This window comes from Paraburkholderia sp. Ac-20336, from assembly GCF_017105025.1.
Classification (GTDB): Bacteria; Pseudomonadota; Gammaproteobacteria; order Burkholderiales; family Burkholderiaceae; genus Paraburkholderia.
The window spans coordinates 37,824-54,614 of the sequence record NZ_JAAGPS010000018.1 but is presented as its reverse complement, the minus strand read 5'-3'; the positions used below and the strand labels follow the sequence as shown (position 1 = coordinate 54,614).

The following is a 16,791-nucleotide window of genomic DNA, read 5'->3' as shown; positions in this document are numbered from 1 at the left end:
ATGCCATGCAACTGCTGGATCACGTGTCGATTGGCGTGCCGGATCTTCAGACGGCGCGACCCTTTTACGATGCCGTCATGGCCGCTCTGGGGGCGCGCAAGGTTTATGACGAGCCCACTGCGCTCGGTTACGGCGAGCGCTGCAGCGGGGACGACACGGTATCAACCTGTCTGGCGATATATCTGGACCCCGGCGAAATAACGCCGAACAAACGCCATTGGTGTTTCAAGGCGCCGTCCCGCGAGCATGTGGACGCGTTTTACCAGGCCGGACTGTCGGCGGGCGGACGGTCTGACGGAGAGCCGGGACTAAGGCCTCACTACCATCGGGATTACTACGCGGCGTTTCTCGTCGACCCCGCTGGCAACCGCGTCGAGGCCGTGTGTCATGCGGCTCCGTCAGCGAGTCGAGTCCCGTGACAGGCCGAGTCCTGTTGTCATCATCCCCGCTTCATCGAGCATCCCAAGCGTGAGCGCGCGGCCGCCGAGTGATGCGCGTGCCCTCGCGCTAAACAGGGATTTCAATGCCGTTGCCGCGACGTCGCGTTTGCGCATGGCTGCCGATGGAACGTAGCAGGCCACGTTGAAATCCCGCAGATCGACACGGAACCGTTCGGACCATACGCGCATCGTCTCTACGATCTTCGCGGGTTCCCAATCGAGATCGTGATAGAGGTCCATGTCTCGGGTCAGCTTTTCGTCGAGAGGCAACGCAGCGGGTGTTCGCATTTCCCGTATGAATTGCTCGAAATCGAGCCACGCATCGCTCATTACAGGCGGTCTTCCTGCCAATGGCTCATCAGCCTTGCGCGCAGCCCGCAATCAATGCCCGGCCCGCGCCGGCAAACTCAAATGATTCCACGCGGCCAGCGCCGCGAACACGAGGCCCGCGATACTCACGCCGATCCAGCCGAACATGGGCCAGACGATCGCGCTGACGCCCGAGCCGAGCGTGCCGCCGATGAAATACGCGACCATGTACACGGTATTCACGCGGCTGCGCGCTTCGGGCTTCAGCGCGTAGATGCGCGACTGGTTCGAAATCTGCGCGGCCTGCACGCCGACGTCGAGAATGATCACGCCGATCACGAGCCCGACGAGGCTCTTCGCCGATGCGCCGAACACGACGAACGCGATCGCGACGAGCACGATCGACAGCGTGACGACCGCGCGCGGTCCGCGCCGGTCGGAGAACTTGCCGGCGAGCGGCGCGGCCATCGCGCCGGCCGCGCCGACGATGCCGAACAGTCCCGCCGCCTGCGGTCCGAGATGAAACGGCGCGCCCGCGAGCAGCAAGGCGAGCACCGACCAGAAGATGCTGAACGCGCCGAACATCGCCGCGCCGGTCAGCGAGGCTTCGCGCAGCGCGCGATGCCCGGTCACGAGATGCCACATCGACACGAGCAGCTTGCCGTACGGCAGCGTCGAGGTCGGCTGGCTCTTCGGCAAACGCATGACGATCACGACCGCGAGCACCAGCAGCGCGACGACCGACATGCCGAACACCGCGCGCCAGCCGAAGTATTCGCCGACGATGCCCGCCGCGGTCCGCGCGAGCAGAATGCCGAGCAGCAGGCCGCTCATCACCGTGCCGACCGCCTGGCCGCGCTCGGCCGGCGGCGCGAGTTCGGCCGCGAACGGCACGGCCTGCTGTGCGATCGTCGCGAGCACGCCGATCGCGAGACTCGCGACGATCAGCACGGAGAGCGTCTGCGCGGTTGCCGCGACGACGAGCGCGATGCACATCGCGGCGATCTGCAGCAGGATCAGCAGACGCCGGTCGAAGCGGTCGCCGAGCGGCGCGAGCAGCAGCATGCCGGCCGCGTAGCCGAGCTGCGTGACGGCCGGCACCGCGCCGACCCACGAGGCGCCGCCCGGAAACGACTGGCGCAGGTTGTCGAGCAGCGGCTGGTTGTAATAGATGTTGGCGACCGAAATGCCGGCGATCGTCGCGAGCAGCAGCAACAGGCCGCGCAGCGAGCGGGCGGAGGCGGGAGCGGAGGTGGAGGCGTCGGGAGTGGACATGACTCAGGCAGGAGCAACGGACCGGCCCATGCGCGGTCCTCGAGCGTGCCGATCATACCGGAGCGAGGCGGATCGTGCTGACGGGCGGCCCACGGTCCTGGGCGAGACACGGGCCGCGCGGACACGAGCGGGCCACGGCGCGCCGGAGCCGGGGGCGCTAAAGCCGGGGCGCGAGGCTGGCGTGCGATCCCGCTGCGGGTCGTTGCGGACTGTTTCGGAGGTCGCTCCGATGACGCCTCCATGACGCGCGGCAAGGAAGGGCTCGATTGTCGTGCGCTCGCGTCGGCGCATCGGGATGACGTATCGATTTGAAGCGTCGATTTGAAGCATCGGGACCCGGCATCGAAAGGACGCATCGAAGCGACGCATCGAATCCCGGTGCATCAGAGCGCCGACCTCGGTCGCTCGACTCGCCGCCGTCGTCGTCGAACATCATCAAACGTCATCAAACGTCATCAAACGGATAAGGCCCGTCGGCGGCCTCGACATACGCATGATGCGTCACGATGCCGGTCGCCGGATCGTAGCGATGCAGCGCATAGGCGGGCGGCTCCATCACGAACATCGACGGTGCATCCTCGCGCAGATCGAGCGCGACCTGGTGCGCGGGCGCCGGAATCGCACACGCGATCGTGCCGCCGAAGCGCACGTACATCGGCCGATGCACGTGTCCGCAGATCACGCGCTCGACGTTCGGATGACGCGCGATCAACGCGGCGAGCTTGTCCGATGCCGCCGGATCGAGCCGCATCTCGTCCATGTGCTCGATACCGCAGGCGAACGGCGGATGATGCAGCGCGACCACGACCGGTTTGCCGCTTGCCGCGTCGAGCTGCTGCGCGAGCCACGCGAGCCGCGTATCGCACAGCATGCCGCCGCTTGCGCCCGGCACCAGCGAATCGAGCGCGATCACGCGCAGCGGGCCGACGTCGAGCGCGTACTGCACGAACTCTCCGCCGCCGTGCAGTTCCGCGCGCTCGGGAAACGCCGCGCGCAACGCGCTGCGTTCGTCGTGATTGCCGACCAGCAGGAAGTAGGGGATGTCGAGCGGCGCGAGCAGCGTCTTCAGGTGTTCGTACTGTTGCGGGTCGCCCTGATCGACGAGATCGCCGGTCATGATGACCGCGTCGGGACGCGGCACGAGCGCATTGAGCGCGGCGACGCAGCGCGCGAGATACGGCGCGGTATCGATGCGGCGGTAGGCGAGCTCGCCGGGCCGCTTGATGTGCAGGTCGCTGATTTGAGCCAGTAGCATGGGGAATCCTCGGTGTGGCGCGCCGGAAGCCGGCGCCGCTTCCATTACGATAATGCAATCGGCGCGTGCGGTTCGATCGAGACTTGCGGCAGGTGTCGTCGTTGCGGCCGATGTGCGGACCGCGCCGGCGCGAGTGCTGCTGCCGCGTTGAAATCGACTTCGCACTATCGGGAGCGTTTGTGACCGGCGGATGAAGCCGGAAAGCCGGATGGGGCGGCGGGTTTGTCGTGAGAATACGGCTGGATTGCCGGCGGATTGGCGAGCGGATAGGGTTCGTCCGCTGCGCTTTTTGGTGCGCCCGTCACGCAATGGTAGAATTCGCGACCGCGCGTGGTCGCGACCCCTGCCGGGGTGATGAAATTGGTAAACATAGCGGACTTAAAATCCGCCGCTTAACGGCTTACGGGTTCAAGTCCCGTCCCCGGCACCACAATGCCAGCAAGGGTTTCGCCGATTCGACCCGCGCAAGCCCTGTCTCATTGGTATGGGTTTTTTGCCCTGAACCGGATTTTCCGGTCCCGTCCTCTCTTGCCCGATCTTTTCAGTCGCCGCTGCCGATTTTTCTGTGCGAGTTTCTGCTCGCGTGATATCGACGGACGTCACCGCGTTCGGCGACGAAGCAGTGCAGCCTATGGACGATTGTGTCGATCCGCCAGTCGCTAGTTTCTACCGCCATGTTTCCGCTTGACGCGCCCCAGACACGCTAGCTCTCCGCCCGTTCGGCCGGATGCGCAGCGAGCCATGCCGATTCGGCGTCGTCAAAGAGTCTCGATCGCGTGAGAAAGCGCAGACCCGTAGGGCGTTCCAGCGAAAACATGCCGCCGTTGCCGGACACGCAATCGATGATGAGCTGTGTGTGCTGCCAGTACTCGAATTGCGATTCGCTCATGTAGAAGGGCACGCCCGCAAGGGTGCCGAGTTTCACGTCCGAGCCGCCCACCATGAACTCATTGGCTGGAAAGCACATGGGCGCACTGCCGTCGCAGCAGCCGCCCGATTGATGAAACAGCACGGGCCCGTGCTCGGCGACGAGTTGTTCGATCAGCGCGATCGCGGCGGGCGTTGCGACGACACGCGGCACTTCGTCGGCCATGGCGAGTACTCCCTGGCGATGGCGCCTCGCCGTGCATCACGCGGCGGCGAGGCCGGGACCGTCACTCAGAAGAATCCGAGCGGCTTGTCGCTATAGCTCACCAGCAGATTTTTCGTCTGCTGATAATGGTCGAGCATCATCTTATGGTTTTCACGTCCGATGCCCGACTGCTTGTAGCCACCGAACGCAGCATGCGCGGGATAGACGTGATAGCAGTTGGTCCACACCCGGCCGGCCTGGATTGCGCGGCCGAAGCGATAGGCACGCGTGCCGTCGCGTGTCCAGATGCCGGCGCCGAGGCCGTACAGCGTGTCGTTGGCGATGTGCAGCGCTTCTTCCTCGGTCTTGAACGTCGTGACTGACACGACCGGCCCGAAGATCTCTTCCTGGAAGATCCGCATCTTGTTGTGGCCGCGGAACACTGTGGGCTTCACGTAGTAGCCGTTCTTCAATTCGCCTTCGAACGCGTTGCGCTCGCCGCCCGTCAGGCATTGCGCGCCTTCCTGCTTGCCGAGATCGAGATACGAGAGAATTTTCTCCAGTTGTTCCCGCGACGCCTGTGCGCCGATCATGGTCTTCGGATCGAGCGGATGTCCCTGCGCGATCGCGCCAACACGCTTGAGCGCGCGTTCCATGAAGCGGTCGTAGATTTTCTCGTCGATCAGCACGCGCGACGGACACGTACACACTTCTCCCTGATTGAGCGCGAACATCGTGAACCCTTCCAGCGCCTTGTCGAGGAAGCTGTCGTCGTGCTCCATCACGTCGGCGAAGAAGATGTTCGGGCTCTTGCCGCCGAGCTCCAGCGTCACGGGAATCAGGTTCTGGCTCGCATACTGCATGATGAGCCGGCCCGTGGTGGTTTCACCCGTGAAGGCCACCTTCGAGATGCGCTTGTTCGAAGCAAGCGGCTTGCCGGCTTCGAGACCAAAGCCGTTCACCACATTCACGACGCCGGGCGGCAGCAGATCCTGAATCAATTCGATCAGCACGAGGATCGAGGCCGGAGTCTGCTCGGCGGGCTTGAGCACGACGCAGTTGCCGGCCGCGAGCGCGGGGGCGAGCTTCCACGTCGCCATCAGGATCGGGAAATTCCACGGAATGATCTGGCCCACCACACCGAGCGGCTCGTGGAAGTGATAGGCAACCGTGTCGTCGTCGATCTGTGAAATGGCGCCTTCCTGGGCACGGACCGCGCTGGCGAAATAGCGGAAATGATCGATCGCGAGCGGAATGTCGGCCGCCATGCTTTCGCGCAATGGCTTGCCGTTGTCGATGGTCTCCGCCACGGCGAGCCGCGTGAGATTGGCCTCGATGCGCTCGGCGATCCGGTTCAGCAGATTCGCGCGGTCTGCCGCCGAGGTGCGGCCCCAGGCGTCCTTGGCCTTGTGCGCGGCGTCGAGCGCGAGTTCGACGTCGGCTTCGCGCGAACGGGGGATGGACGTGAAGGGCTCGCCCGTGATCGGGGAAATATTGTCGAAGTACTCGTTGCCGACGGGCTTGAGCCACTGCCCGCCGATGAAGTTCTCGTACTGCTTGCGGAAGGGATATTCGGTGGTGAGGTACTGCAGTTCTGCGTGGTTCATGGGTGTATTCCTCGCATGTCGACGGGACAGGTGTACCGCTCCGTTATATCCTGAGAAATATTACGCCTCTCCACCGTAAGGATTCGAAGTTTCGATTTTGCGACGCACAACGGAAGCGTCGCCGGACGGTGGCAAGGCTTGCCGTCAGCGGTGTCAGGGCTTCAATACGTGGGTTTCGATCCGGAGAAGGCGTTTGACGTGACGTGGCGCGGGCAGAAGATCCGCGCCCGAGAACAGGATGGGGGCGCCGTCATCGGGATCGAGCGGCACGCCGTCGCACTCGTACGCAACCACGACTTGCCGCCCCACCAGCGTGTTGAACAGTTCGTGCCACGAGAAGGTGACCGCGTAGCCATCGTGGCCGACAGCGATGAAGATCATGCGCTTGAAGTCGCCATCCGCGTCGCAGCGCAGTTCGGCCTGCCTGAGCAGATCGGTCAGCAGGACCCCGCGATACGGCGCAACGGTGCGGATAAAGCGGTTCGTGGTGTAGCAGCGCAGATCGAATGGAGCACAGGTCACGTCCGGATATTGCCGGAGATCATCGAGCGAGAGCGTCAGGGGGCGAACCACATTGCCGGTGAGGAAGAGCGTGCCCGTGGAAGAGGCGACATCGGCAGAGGCGTGGTCGGTTTGCGCAGCATTCATCTGGAACTCTCCGAGGCAGACCAGGCGAGCGAACTGCCCGCTATAACTGACCGTATATTACGCTGGGCTGCGCATCCTCGTCATTTTCGCGGGAGTATGGTGGTTATGCCGTGCCGTTTATGCATTGCGCCGTGTGCCGAACAGGGGCGCCGCGCATGTAGGGGAAGATCAAGGGGAGATCAGTCGCGGCGTATCGAAGTCATTGCGCAAGAGAGCATCAGCCCCGCCGTTTCGCTTGCCAGGGAAAAATCGGGCATCACGATTTCGCGGAAGTAGGCCTTGAGCGCGCTCAGGGCAATCCGGTCACGCGAGCAGATGGACGCGCTGATGGCATCGCCGCGCGAGGCAAGCGTGCCGGCCGGCACGACTTCCGCGACGAGGCCCCATTCGCGAGCGGTCTTTGCATCGATGGTGTCGGTCAGATAGATCATATGCGCCGCCGCTTTGGGGGGCACGCGATGTCGCAGCACCGACCACACCAAAGTGGGCGGCAGGTTCTTCTGCAGTTCGGGCAGACTGAAGCGAGCCTCTGCCGATGCGATGGCGAGATCGCAGGCCGCAACGAGCGCGCAACCGAAACCCTGAGCGTCTCCCTGCACCTCGGCCAGCACCGGAATCTCGCTTTCATGCAATGCGCGGTAGACGCCGAGGATCGGATCGGCAATCGCGCGGCGAAACTGCTCCGGACTCGCGACCGGTTGCGAGGGCGGATTCGCTGCTCGACCGCCGCAAAAACTGGCACCTGTCGCGCTGATCCGGATGAGTTTCACGGCGGGGTCGCGACCCGCGGCGCGAATCGAATCCGCTAGCGCACCCAATCCGTTCAGGCTCAGCGTATTGCCGCTGTCGGGCTGCGCAAACGCAATACGGCATTCGCTGCCGATTCTGGAGACGCTGAATTCGGTGATGAGATTCATCTGCTCACGCTCGAGAGGTTCGTGCACGGCAAGCCGTGCTTGCAAGGTAGGCCGTTACAGCGCGACGAGACGCGTTGCGGATAATTCGAACCGCGACATCGACGCTTCGTGCGTTCCGTTCATGCAGCGCCAGAGATAGAACAGTTCGATAAAGCCGGCGATGTTATGCGTGTCGTGCACGTCATCGTCGTCTGCCGGGAACGTGCCGTCATCGTGAAAGCCTGCTAGCCCGTCATTCTGCGCAGGCCGCGTTTTGCGTTGCTGCCCGATACCGCTTCCCGTTTCAAGGTGCCAATCCATCGTTCTTCCTGGTGGAGAAGGGAGAAGGGCGGTGCGCGAGCGCCGCCGGCCTCTGTTTGTCAGATGGCGCGCGTTTCGCCGCCGTCGATATCGAGAATGGAGCCCTGCGCGAACGATGCCGCCGCCGATGCCATGAATGCCACCGCCTGGCCTATTTCGTCCGGAGAGCCGAAGCGGTTGATGCCGCATTCCTTGAGCAACCGGTCCGTGGCGACATCGGGTGTCACGCCGGCGTTCTGGGCAATGCGCTGGATGTTGCGTTCAAGGCGGTCGGTTCTGATACGCCCGGGATTGACTGCGCACACGCGGACGCCATCGCGTTTGCCGATATCGGCCATCGCTTTCGTGAAGTTGATCAGCCCGGCATTGACGACGCCGCCAATCGTGAACTCGCCGATTCCGGTCCATGCGCCGACGCCGACGATGTTGACGACCGTGCCCTGCGTCTGCGCGAGATGCGGCCATGCCGCGCGCGTCATGCGCACGTAGCCGTGCAGCTTGAGCGCGAGACCGTCCTGCCAGTCGTCGTCGGTCAATTCGAAGAAGTCGCCGCGCTGGGTCGCGCCCGCGTTGTTCACGAGCAGATCGAGACGCCCGAACCGGGCGAGCGTTTGCTCGACCACGGCGGACGCGGCCGTGCGCTCGCGCAGGTCGCAAGCGACGGTCAGCACGTCGACGCCGCTGTGTTCGCGCAAGGCGGCGGCGGTCGCGTCGAGCTTCGCGGCATCGCGTGCGACCAGCGCGAGCTGCATGCCTTCCTGTGCGAGCTGGCGCGCGACGCCGGCACCGATGCCGCGGTTCGCACCGGTGACGATCGCGACCTTGTCCTTCAGATTCAATTCCATGCTGTCTCCTGGGGGACGTGCTTTGTTTTTTTCAACCGCGACCGCGATTCATTCGATCTGCACCATCACGCGCGCGTCGACGATCTTGACCGGAAACGCCCGCAGATCTTCGGTCAACGGCGCGCACATCGCCTTGCCCGTGCGCACGTCGAAGCGTCCCTGATGCAAGGGGCACTCGATTTCGCCGTCTTCGAGAAAACCGTCGCACAGCCGGGCATGTCCGTGTGTGCAGATGTTGTCGGTCGCGTACACCTCACCGTCGATCGAATACAGTGCGATTTCGTGCCCGCCCGCCTTGACGGCGACGACGTCGTCGGCGCGCAGATCGGCTTGCGCCGCTACGTCGATCCAGCCTTCTGTCATGGAAATGTTCTCCTGATTGAACCTGTGTTGAACCTGTGTGTTGAACCTGTGTGTTGGGATGGGTGATGTCACGCCGGTTGCGTGGCGATTGGGGGTTGCGTGAAGAAAGCGTCGGCGTAGATGCGCGAAGGATCGAGCCCTCTCGCGACGAGCGCCGCCGTCACGGCGTCGACCATCGGCGGCGAACCGCACACATAGCCGCGAAAATCGAGCAGATCATCAGCGCCTGGCCAGTCGGCGGCGATCGCGTCGGGAACGAGTCCCGCGCGATGCCCTTCCTGCGCGGGACCGCTCGCGACGACGATTTGCACGAGCAGATTCGGATAGCGTCGTTGCAGATCGGCAAGCGTTTGTGCGCCATACAGGTCTTCTTCGGAACGCACGCCGAAGTACAGATGGACCGGCCGGCGATTGCCGGCTTCGAGCGAAGCACGCGTGATCGACAGCACGGGCGCGAGCCCCGTGCCGCCGCCGACGCAGATGATCGGGCCGTCGTGAGTGCGGCGCAGATAGGAGGTGCCGAGCGGGCCGCCGATCCGCGCGGTATCGCCGGGCCGCAGCACGTTAGCGACATGCCGGCTGACAGTGCCGCCCGGGACGATGCGAATGTGGAATTCGAGCAGATTGTCGCCTTCGACGGAAGCCATCGAATAGGGCCGTTCGAGTCCGGGCCCGAACTGCAGCGTCGCGAATTGACCCGGCGAAAACGATAGCGGGCGGTTCGTGCGAAAACGCACGATGCGCACGTCATGCACGGGGGCATCGATGGACTCGACCGTGCCCTTCAGAATGCGCGCGGGATGCACGACGATCTCGTCGGGCTCGGGGATGGCGATGGTGCAATCGCCCGTCAGCGAGGCCTGGCACGCGAGCACGGTTTGCGAGGGCGAGTCGATGTGCTCGCTTCCGACTTGCAGCGACCCGTCGATCAGCGTGCACCGGCAGGTGCCGCAGCGGCCCGCGGAGCAGCTATAGGAAATCGGTACGCTCGCCTGCCGCAAGGTGTCGAGCAGATTGTCGCCGGATGCGAAGCCGATCGACTGTCCGGTGGGTTGCACGTGCAACTGCATGAATGTCTCCGCCTCTAGATCTGTTTTTGGCGATCTTAAGCGGGAGACTGTCAGGCAGGAACTACGTGCCCGGAATGGACGATATTCGCACGCTGAATATGTGCGTGACCCGGTGCACCGGTCCGTCTCACGGCAGCGGCACGGTCTGCTCGGTCGGCACGTGCGGCGCGCCTTCGCTGAACGTGTCGAACATCATCGAGCGCAGCCACTGATTGGCGGGATCGCGATGATATTTGGCGGACCAGAATACGTTGAGCGGGATCGCTTCGAGCTTGATGGGCATCGGCGCCCACGCGAGATCGAACGGCACGATGCTGCGGTTCACGAGCCGCCCCGGCAGCGTCGCGATCAGATCCGTCTCGCTGAGAATATGGCCCACTGCCGCGAAGTGCGGAATCCGCAGCTTCACGTTGCGGCGCACGCCGAGGCGCTCCAGATCGTGTTCGATCATCATGTGCCCCGTATGCGCGGCCAGCACCACGAGGTGATCGGCCTGCCCGAACTCTTCGAGCGTCACGCCGCCCTTGTCGAGCGGATGGCCCTTGCGGAACGCGCAAACGTACTGGCTCGACGTGAGGCGGCGCTGAAACATGCCGGTGTTGAGGTGGGGCAGCCAGCCGATGGCGAGATCGACGGCGCCCGTTTCGAGCTCGTCCTTCAGATTGGGCTCGTCCTTGCGGACCGTGCTGATGGATACGTTCGGCGCGAAGCGTTCGAGCGCGCGCATCAGGTTCGCGAGGAAGTCGATTTCGCCGATATCCGTCATCGCAATGGTAAAGCTGCGATCGCTCGTCGCCGGATCGAAATCCATCTCCAGGTTGACGACGCCCTGAATCAGCCGCAACGCTTCGTTGAGCGGGCCGGCCAGCCGCTCGGCGTAGGGCGTGGGCTGCATGCCGCGGCCCGTGCGCAGCAGCAGATCGTCGCCGAGCAGCGCGCGCAGCCGGTTCAGCGCATTGCTCATGCCGGGCTGCGACATGCCGAGATTCTCCGCTGCCTTCGAGACGCTCTTTTCCCGCACGAGTTCGGCAAGTACCAGCAGCAGGTTCAGATCCAGATTGCGTAATTCCATCAGTCTCGCCCCCGATATTGCTGGCGATTATATCGTGCATTCGCGGGCCTTTATTGGTCGGCGGCGAGCTCTCGCCGATCATGTTTCCAGCAACAACGACAGGAGACAACGCATGAGCATGGAATCCGTTCCGATTTCGTTCGTTCATAAATGGAAGGACGAAGGATCGAGCCGCATCCCGTTCTGGGTCTATACCGATGAGTCGGTTTATCGCCGCGAACTCGAGCGAATCTTCTACGGCAAGCACTGGAACTACGTCGGCCTCGAAGCCGAATTGCCGAACCACGGTGATTTCAAGCGCACCTGGGTCGGCGAGCGCTCCGTCATTCTGGCGCGCAACGAAGACGGTTCCGTCAGCGCGGTGGAGAACATCTGCGCGCATCGCGGCGCGGCATTCTGCCGTGAACGCACCGGCAACCGCAAAGAGTTCCTGTGCCCGTATCACCAGTGGACGTACGACCTCAAAGGCAATCTGACGGGCGTGCCGTTCCGACGCGGACTCAAGAAGGACGGCGAAATACGCGGCGGCATGCCGGCCGATTTCAAACCGGCCAATCACGGATTGAACAAGCTCAAGGTCGCGGTACGTCACGGCGTGATATTCGCGTCGTTCGATCACGACGTGGAGCCGCTCGAAGACTATCTCGGTCCGCAGATCCTGCCTTACTTCGACCGCACGTTCGACGGCCGCAAGCTGAAGATTCACGGTCACGCGCGCCAGCGCATTCCCGGCAACTGGAAGCTGATGCAGGAGAACATCAAGGACCCGTATCACGTCGGTCTCCTGCATACCTGGTTTCTGATGTTCGGCCTGATTCGCGGCGATCAGAAGTCGCGCATCGTGACGGATGCACATGGCCGGCACGGCGCGATGGAGTCGACCCGCGAGGCGACGGGCAAGGGCGATGTCAGCGAAGGCCTGCACAGCTTCAAGGACGACATGCACCTGAACGACGAACGCATTATCGACATCGCGCAGGAAGACTGGTGGAACGGCCCCACGGTCGTGATGCTGACGCTCTTTCCCAATCTGATCGTGCAGCAGCAGTCGAACAGCATGTCGATGCGGCAGATCATTCCGCGCGGCACGGGGGCGTTCGATTTCGTCTGGACGCACTTCGGCTTCGAAGACGACGACGCCGAGATGGAGACGCGCCGGATGCGCCAGGCCAACATGTTCGGCCCGGCGGGCTACGTCTCCGCGGACGACGGCGAAGTGCTCGAGTTCTGCCAGGAATCGTACGACAGCGGCGATAGCGGGCGCGTGACGATTGCGGAGCAGGGCGGACGCGACTGGAGCGAATCGACCCACACGATTACCGAGAACGTGCTGCGTGGCATGTACGCGTACTGGCGCAAGTTGATGGAGATCTGACCCATGCAGCACACCAATCCGCAAATGGACCTGCTCGACGTGATGGCGTTGCACAGCGAATACAGCGCGTGCGTCGATGCGGGCGAGTTCGATCGTTGGCCTGATTTCTTCGTCGACGACTGCGACTATCGCATTCAGGCGCGCGAGAACTTCGACGCGAAGCTGCCGCTTTGCATCATGTGGCTCGAAGGCAAGGGCATGCTGCGCGATCGCGTCTACGGGGTGCGTGAAACGCTTTATCACGATCCCTACTATCAGCGGCACATCGTCTCGGCGCCGCGCATTCTCTCCGCCGACGCCAACGAGATTCACGCCGAGGCGAACTATCTCGTGCTACGTACGAAGCGCGACACGTTTTCCGAACTCTTCAACGTGGGCCGCTACATCGACACGCTCGCGCGCACGCCGGACGGCCTGAAGTTCAGGACGCGCGCCTGCGTATTCGACAGCGAGTGGATTCGCAACTCGATCATCTACCCGATCTGAGCCGGCAGGCTCCGAAGGAAACGTCACGATGAAATACGTCAAGCTGGGCAACAGCGGCCTCGCCGTTTCCCGCATCGCGCTGGGCATGATGTCTTATGGAACGCCGCAATGGCGGCCGTGGATACTCGACGAAGCCGCATCGCGTCCGATCGTGCAACGCGCGGTCGAACTCGGGATCAACTACTTCGATACCGCCGACATGTATTCGGCGGGACAGTCCGAAGTACTGACGGGCCAATTCGTGCGCGAATTCTGCCGCCGCGACGAAGCGGTGATCGCGACGAAGGTGTTCTATCCCGTCGAGATGGCGTTCAAGGGCGGTGCCGCGGGCGGGACGAAACCGCCGAAGCAACCCAACTCGGACGGCCTGTCGCGCAAGCGCATTCTGCATGCTGTCGACCAGAGCCTCGCCCGGCTCGGGACCGACTATATCGACCTGTACCAGATCCATCGCTTCGACTACGAGACGCCGCTCGAGGAGACCATGGAAGCGCTTCACGACATCGTGAAGGCCGGCAAGGTGCGCTACCTGGGCGCAAGCAGCATGGCGGCATGGCAGTTCGCCAAGGCTCAGCAGATCGCACGCGAGAACGGCTGGACGCCGTTCGTCAGCATGCAGAACCACTACAACCTCGCGTATCGCGAGGAAGAGCGCGAAATGATTCCGCTGTGCCGCGATCAGGGTGTCGCGGTGATTCCGTGGAGTCCGCTCGCGCGCGGATTTCTTTCCGGCCGCCGCAAGACGGACGCGGCGGTACAGGATTCGACGCAAGACTCGACGCAAGACGCGGCGACCCTGCGGGCAAGAACCGACGACGTCGCGCAGAAGTACTACTGCCGGGACAGCGATGCGCGTGTGCTGACCCGACTGGGCGAGCTTGCCGCGCGCCGAAACCTCAGTCACGCGACGCTCGCGTACACCTGGCTTTTGCACAAGAACGTGACGGCACCCGTGATCGGCGCAACGCAGCAAGCTCATGTGGAGGACGCCGTCGCGGCAATCGACGTGAATCTGTCCGCCGACGAGATCGCGGAACTCGAAGCGCCTTATGAGCCGCATCCTGTGATCGGTCATAGCTGACGGCTTGACCGCAACGGCACCGCACACCACGTACCACGCACCGCGGGAAAAGAAACGATCCCGTCGATGCTTCGCGTGGGGCCGCTTGCGCCGTAGCCCGCCTACGTGGGCGACATAAAAAGAATCAAGGAGACAATCGATGCAACACCCCGCAGGGTCACCCGGGCAACGCCCGTCCGGTGTCACGCCGGGCGGCGCGGCGCCGCAAGCCTGGTATCGCTCGCTCAATCGTCAGCAGTGGAATGCGCTATGCGCGTCGAACCTCGGCTGGCTGTTCGATGGCTACGAAACCTACACACTGATCCTGACGGTCGGCATCGCGCTGCGCCAGTTGCTCGAGCCGGCGATGCAGGCGCAGATTCCCTTCTATGCGGGCCTCGTGATCGCGCTGACGCTGCTGGGCTGGGGCGTGGGCGGTCTGGTCGGCGGCGTGCTGACCGATTACATCGGCCGCAAGCGGATGATGATGCTGGCGATTCTCGCCTATTCGCTGACCACGGGCCTGAGCGCATTCGCGTGGAACTGGGAGTCGTTCGTGGTGCTGCGCCTGATCGTCGGTCTTGCGATGGGTTCGGAGTGGGCCACGGGCACGGCGATGACGGCCGAACTCTGGCCGGACCGCCATCGCGGCAAGGGAGCGGGGCTCATGCAATGCGGGCTCGGCATGGGCTTTTTCGTCGCGTCGCTGGTGTGGCTCTTCATGAGTCAGGCGGGCGAGCTTGCGTGGCGCTATATGTACCTGCTCGGCGTGCTGCCCGGCCTTGTCACCTTGTGGATGCGCTCGAATATTCCGGAGTCCGAGCAGTGGGAGCGCGTCAACGACGATCGCAAGAGAATCCGTGGACTCAAGCGTCAAGGCGGCGCGGTATCGAGCCACGAACAGGCGCTGAGCCGCTTTACGCTCGTCGATCTGTTCTCCGAACCGACCTTGCGGCGCCGTACTTTGATCGCGGTATTCATGTCGCTGACGACGACGCTCGGCTGGTGGGGCATTTCCACCTGGGTGCCGCCTTATATCGGTTCGGTGGCTGCGCACGCGGGATTGTCCGCGGCGCGCTGGGCGAGTTTCGCGGGCATGGCGTACAACGTCGGCGCGATTGCCGGCTATATCGGGCTCGGTTTTCTCGCCGATGCCTATGGCCGCAAGCGCGTGACGTTCCTGTTCTTCGGCATGGCGCTCGTCATGACGCCCGTGCTGTTCATGTGGACGCACGACATCGGGATGCTGCTGCTGGTCTCGGCCGTGACGGGCTTCTTCAGCCTCGGTCAGTACACGTGGATGCCGACCTGGCTGCCGGAGCTCTATCCGACACGCATCCGCGGCACGGCGATCGCGTTCTGCTTCAACGTGCCGCGTTTGCTCGCGTGGTCGGGCCCGCTCGTCGCGGGCACGCTGATCGCGCGCTTCGGCGGCTACGGCCACGCCGCCGTGACGGTGGGCTTCATCTATCTCGTGGGGTTGTCGCTCACGCCGTTCTTGCCGGAAACCGTCGGCAAACCGCTGCCCGAGGACGTGTAACGCGCCGTCGCTCCGCACCGGTCACAGGGATGCAAGCCGGTGCTTCAGACAATAGAAGAGGAGACCTTGGACAATGAGAAAACGAACTCTGGCGCTCCTTGCGTCGAGCATGCTGGCAACCGGCGCCTATGCGCAAAGCAGTGTTACGCTTTACGGCAGCATCGATGAAGGCATCACCTACAACACCAACAACATGGGACATGGCACTGCGACGCTCGGCCCGGTTGCCGTGCCCGATTTCTTCGGACTGCGTGGCGTGGAAGATCTGGGCGGCGACCTGAAGGCGCTATTCGCCTTGCAAAACGGCTTCAAGTCGAATACGGGCCAAGGGACGATTGCGGGTCAGGCGTTCAGCCATTTTGCCTGGGTCGGACTATCCAGTTCCCGTTTCGGTACGCTGACGCTGGGCCGTCAACTGGATCTCGCCGCGGACGCGTTGCGCGTCAACTCGAATGGCAGCCTGCAATACACGTTTTATCTGTTTCATCCGGCTAATCTCGACAATCTGGGAATCGTCGGCGATTCGATCAACAACTCCGTGAAGTACACGACGCCGTCGTTCGATGGATTCAGCGCGAGCACGCTGTACGGTTTCGCCGATTCCACCACGCAACCGGGCCGGGTGGTAAGCGCGGATATCGTCTATGCCCAGGGGCCGTTGCGTGCGTCGGCCGTCTACAGCAGCTGGCGCAATCACGCGATTGCGCTGGTATCGGGGCTCGGCCTGACGTCGTTTCTTGGGCAGCCGCTGGCGGGGGGGCAGACCTTCGTCGCGCGAAAGCAGGATATCTTCGGCTTGTCGGCGTTCTACAAGGCCACACCCAGATTCGACCTGCACGGCGTGTTGACACAGGTGAATCTTTCGACGGACACCCAATCGGCTCGTATGAGAACCGCGGAACTCGGTGCGGACTATCACGCGACGGCGGCCAATACCGTGACGGTTGGCGGTTACCTTTCGTGGCTTTCGGGCACGCGCTATGCCGAACTGGGTATCGGCAACGTCTACGCCCTTTCCAAAAGGACCGTCGTGTATGCACAGGTGACCTATCAGCATGCCGATGGCGTCGGCAATGCGGCGATGCCATTGCTTGCGCCGTCGGATAGCCCGAATCAGACCGCGTTTCGTATCGGCGTGCATCACTTCTTTTAACGGG

Annotated in this window: 18 protein-coding genes and 1 tRNA gene; 7 read left to right on the top strand and 12 right to left on the bottom strand. The window is 63.3% G+C overall.

What is annotated here, in order from left to right; genetic code table 11:
- Nucleotides 1–5: 5 nt before the first annotated feature.
- Nucleotides 6–419 carry a VOC family protein gene (locus GXB81_RS09450; protein WP_167043412.1) on the top strand — a complete coding sequence of 138 codons (414 nt, stop codon included), beginning with the start codon at nucleotides 6–8 and terminating at the stop codon, nucleotides 417–419.
- On the opposite strand, the gene GXB81_RS09445 is transcribed toward GXB81_RS09450, so the two are convergent.
- The 3 genes from GXB81_RS09445 to GXB81_RS09435 form a co-directional block, all read right to left on the bottom strand.
- On the bottom strand, nucleotides 399–770 hold the full coding sequence (locus tag GXB81_RS09445) for a DUF1493 family protein (protein ID WP_205988972.1): 372 nt from the start codon (nucleotides 768–770) through the stop codon (nucleotides 399–401). The two genes, GXB81_RS09450 and GXB81_RS09445, sit on opposite strands and share 21 nt — an antisense overlap.
- A 51-nt stretch (nucleotides 771–821) precedes the next feature.
- A complete protein-coding gene (locus tag GXB81_RS09440) occupies nucleotides 822–2,024 on the bottom strand; it encodes an MFS transporter (protein ID WP_205988971.1) in 1,203 nt (400 codons plus the stop codon).
- A gap of 445 nt (nucleotides 2,025–2,469) precedes the next feature.
- Nucleotides 2,470–3,279: a phosphodiesterase gene (locus GXB81_RS09435; RefSeq protein ID WP_205988970.1), complete on the bottom strand. Its 810-nt coding sequence runs from the start codon at nucleotides 3,277–3,279 to the stop codon at nucleotides 2,470–2,472.
- Between the two features lie 345 nt (nucleotides 3,280–3,624).
- Between GXB81_RS09435 and GXB81_RS09430 the strand changes: the two genes are divergently transcribed.
- Nucleotides 3,625–3,709, top strand: a tRNA-Leu gene (locus GXB81_RS09430).
- A gap of 273 nt (nucleotides 3,710–3,982) precedes the next feature.
- On the opposite strand, the gene GXB81_RS09425 is transcribed toward GXB81_RS09430, so the two are convergent.
- From GXB81_RS09425 to GXB81_RS09385, 9 genes are all read right to left on the bottom strand, one after another.
- Complete coding sequence (locus GXB81_RS09425; RefSeq protein WP_167043404.1) at nucleotides 3,983–4,372, bottom strand: DUF779 domain-containing protein; 390 nt, start codon at nucleotides 4,370–4,372, stop codon at nucleotides 3,983–3,985.
- Between the two features lie 65 nt (nucleotides 4,373–4,437).
- Nucleotides 4,438–5,958 carry an aldehyde dehydrogenase gene (gene adh / locus GXB81_RS09420; protein WP_167283240.1) on the bottom strand — a complete coding sequence of 507 codons (1,521 nt, stop codon included), beginning with the start codon at nucleotides 5,956–5,958 and terminating at the stop codon, nucleotides 4,438–4,440.
- 153 nt (nucleotides 5,959–6,111) lie between these two features.
- Complete coding sequence (locus GXB81_RS09415) at nucleotides 6,112–6,606, bottom strand: molybdopterin-dependent oxidoreductase (protein ID WP_205988969.1); 495 nt, start codon at nucleotides 6,604–6,606, stop codon at nucleotides 6,112–6,114.
- 179 nt (nucleotides 6,607–6,785) lie between these two features.
- Nucleotides 6,786–7,523 (bottom strand): enoyl-CoA hydratase/isomerase family protein, encoded by a 738-nt coding sequence (locus GXB81_RS09410; protein ID WP_205988968.1) that lies wholly within the window; start codon nucleotides 7,521–7,523, stop codon nucleotides 6,786–6,788.
- A gap of 54 nt (nucleotides 7,524–7,577) precedes the next feature.
- Nucleotides 7,578–7,823: a hypothetical protein gene (locus GXB81_RS09405; RefSeq protein WP_167043396.1), complete on the bottom strand. Its 246-nt coding sequence runs from the start codon at nucleotides 7,821–7,823 to the stop codon at nucleotides 7,578–7,580.
- 59 nt (nucleotides 7,824–7,882) lie between these two features.
- Nucleotides 7,883–8,668, bottom strand: coding sequence for an SDR family oxidoreductase (locus GXB81_RS09400; protein ID WP_167283237.1), 786 nt, complete (start codon nucleotides 8,666–8,668; stop codon nucleotides 7,883–7,885).
- Nucleotides 8,669–8,716: 48 nt separating this feature from the next.
- Complete coding sequence (locus tag GXB81_RS09395; protein WP_205988967.1) at nucleotides 8,717–9,031, bottom strand: non-heme iron oxygenase ferredoxin subunit; 315 nt, start codon at nucleotides 9,029–9,031, stop codon at nucleotides 8,717–8,719.
- 68 nt (nucleotides 9,032–9,099) lie between these two features.
- Entirely contained in the window at nucleotides 9,100–10,101 is a 1,002-nt protein-coding gene (locus GXB81_RS09390; RefSeq protein ID WP_205988966.1) for a 2Fe-2S iron-sulfur cluster-binding protein, read from the bottom strand.
- Nucleotides 10,102–10,228: 127 nt separating this feature from the next.
- Nucleotides 10,229–11,173 carry a LysR family transcriptional regulator gene (locus GXB81_RS09385; protein WP_205988965.1) on the bottom strand — a complete coding sequence of 315 codons (945 nt, stop codon included), beginning with the start codon at nucleotides 11,171–11,173 and terminating at the stop codon, nucleotides 10,229–10,231.
- 118 nt (nucleotides 11,174–11,291) lie between these two features.
- Between GXB81_RS09385 and GXB81_RS09380 the strand changes: the two genes are divergently transcribed.
- The 5 genes from GXB81_RS09380 to GXB81_RS09360 all read left to right on the top strand — a co-directional run bounded on the left by GXB81_RS09380 (nucleotide 11,292) and on the right by GXB81_RS09360 (nucleotide 16,787).
- Nucleotides 11,292–12,548: an SRPBCC family protein gene (locus GXB81_RS09380; RefSeq protein WP_167043579.1), complete on the top strand. Its 1,257-nt coding sequence runs from the start codon at nucleotides 11,292–11,294 to the stop codon at nucleotides 12,546–12,548.
- 3 nt (nucleotides 12,549–12,551) lie between these two features.
- Nucleotides 12,552–13,034 (top strand): aromatic-ring-hydroxylating dioxygenase subunit beta, encoded by a 483-nt coding sequence (locus tag GXB81_RS09375; protein WP_240159017.1) that lies wholly within the window; start codon nucleotides 12,552–12,554, stop codon nucleotides 13,032–13,034.
- A gap of 28 nt (nucleotides 13,035–13,062) precedes the next feature.
- Nucleotides 13,063–14,115, top strand: coding sequence for an aldo/keto reductase (locus tag GXB81_RS09370; RefSeq protein WP_205988964.1), 1,053 nt, complete (start codon nucleotides 13,063–13,065; stop codon nucleotides 14,113–14,115).
- 139 nt (nucleotides 14,116–14,254) lie between these two features.
- Entirely contained in the window at nucleotides 14,255–15,634 is a 1,380-nt protein-coding gene (locus tag GXB81_RS09365) for an MFS transporter (RefSeq protein WP_205988963.1), read from the top strand.
- Between the two features lie 73 nt (nucleotides 15,635–15,707).
- The gene (locus GXB81_RS09360) at nucleotides 15,708–16,787 is read left to right on the top strand and encodes a porin (protein WP_205988962.1); all 1,080 of its coding nucleotides are present in this window, start codon (nucleotides 15,708–15,710) and stop codon (nucleotides 16,785–16,787) included.
- The last annotated feature ends 4 nt before the right edge of the window (nucleotides 16,788–16,791 follow it).

What these genes read in the sequence shown, in the direction of transcription:
- GXB81_RS09450 (WP_167043412.1), top strand. Translation starts at nt 6, where the DNA reads ATGCAACTGCTGGATCACGTGTCGATTGGCGTGCCGGATCTTCAGACG.
- GXB81_RS09445 (WP_205988972.1), bottom strand. Translation starts at nt 770, where the DNA reads ATGAGCGATGCGTGGCTCGATTTCGAGCAATTCATACGGGAAATGCGA.
- GXB81_RS09440 (WP_205988971.1), bottom strand. Translation starts at nt 2,024, where the DNA reads ATGTCCACTCCCGACGCCTCCACCTCCGCTCCCGCCTCCGCCCGCTCG.
- GXB81_RS09435 (WP_205988970.1), bottom strand. Translation starts at nt 3,279, where the DNA reads ATGCTACTGGCTCAAATCAGCGACCTGCACATCAAGCGGCCCGGCGAG.
- GXB81_RS09425 (WP_167043404.1), bottom strand. Translation starts at nt 4,372, where the DNA reads ATGGCCGACGAAGTGCCGCGTGTCGTCGCAACGCCCGCCGCGATCGCG.
- adh (WP_167283240.1), bottom strand. Translation starts at nt 5,958, where the DNA reads ATGAACCACGCAGAACTGCAGTACCTCACCACCGAATATCCCTTCCGC.
- GXB81_RS09415 (WP_205988969.1), bottom strand. Translation starts at nt 6,606, where the DNA reads ATGAATGCTGCGCAAACCGACCACGCCTCTGCCGATGTCGCCTCTTCC.
- GXB81_RS09410 (WP_205988968.1), bottom strand. Translation starts at nt 7,523, where the DNA reads ATGAATCTCATCACCGAATTCAGCGTCTCCAGAATCGGCAGCGAATGC.
- GXB81_RS09405 (WP_167043396.1), bottom strand. Translation starts at nt 7,823, where the DNA reads ATGGATTGGCACCTTGAAACGGGAAGCGGTATCGGGCAGCAACGCAAA.
- GXB81_RS09400 (WP_167283237.1), bottom strand. Translation starts at nt 8,668, where the DNA reads ATGGAATTGAATCTGAAGGACAAGGTCGCGATCGTCACCGGTGCGAAC.
- GXB81_RS09395 (WP_205988967.1), bottom strand. Translation starts at nt 9,031, where the DNA reads ATGACAGAAGGCTGGATCGACGTAGCGGCGCAAGCCGATCTGCGCGCC.
- GXB81_RS09390 (WP_205988966.1), bottom strand. Translation starts at nt 10,101, where the DNA reads ATGCAGTTGCACGTGCAACCCACCGGACAGTCGATCGGCTTCGCATCC.
- GXB81_RS09385 (WP_205988965.1), bottom strand. Translation starts at nt 11,173, where the DNA reads ATGGAATTACGCAATCTGGATCTGAACCTGCTGCTGGTACTTGCCGAA.
- GXB81_RS09380 (WP_167043579.1), top strand. Translation starts at nt 11,292, where the DNA reads ATGGAATCCGTTCCGATTTCGTTCGTTCATAAATGGAAGGACGAAGGA.
- GXB81_RS09375 (WP_240159017.1), top strand. Translation starts at nt 12,552, where the DNA reads ATGCAGCACACCAATCCGCAAATGGACCTGCTCGACGTGATGGCGTTG.
- GXB81_RS09370 (WP_205988964.1), top strand. Translation starts at nt 13,063, where the DNA reads ATGAAATACGTCAAGCTGGGCAACAGCGGCCTCGCCGTTTCCCGCATC.
- GXB81_RS09365 (WP_205988963.1), top strand. Translation starts at nt 14,255, where the DNA reads ATGCAACACCCCGCAGGGTCACCCGGGCAACGCCCGTCCGGTGTCACG.
- GXB81_RS09360 (WP_205988962.1), top strand. Translation starts at nt 15,708, where the DNA reads ATGAGAAAACGAACTCTGGCGCTCCTTGCGTCGAGCATGCTGGCAACC.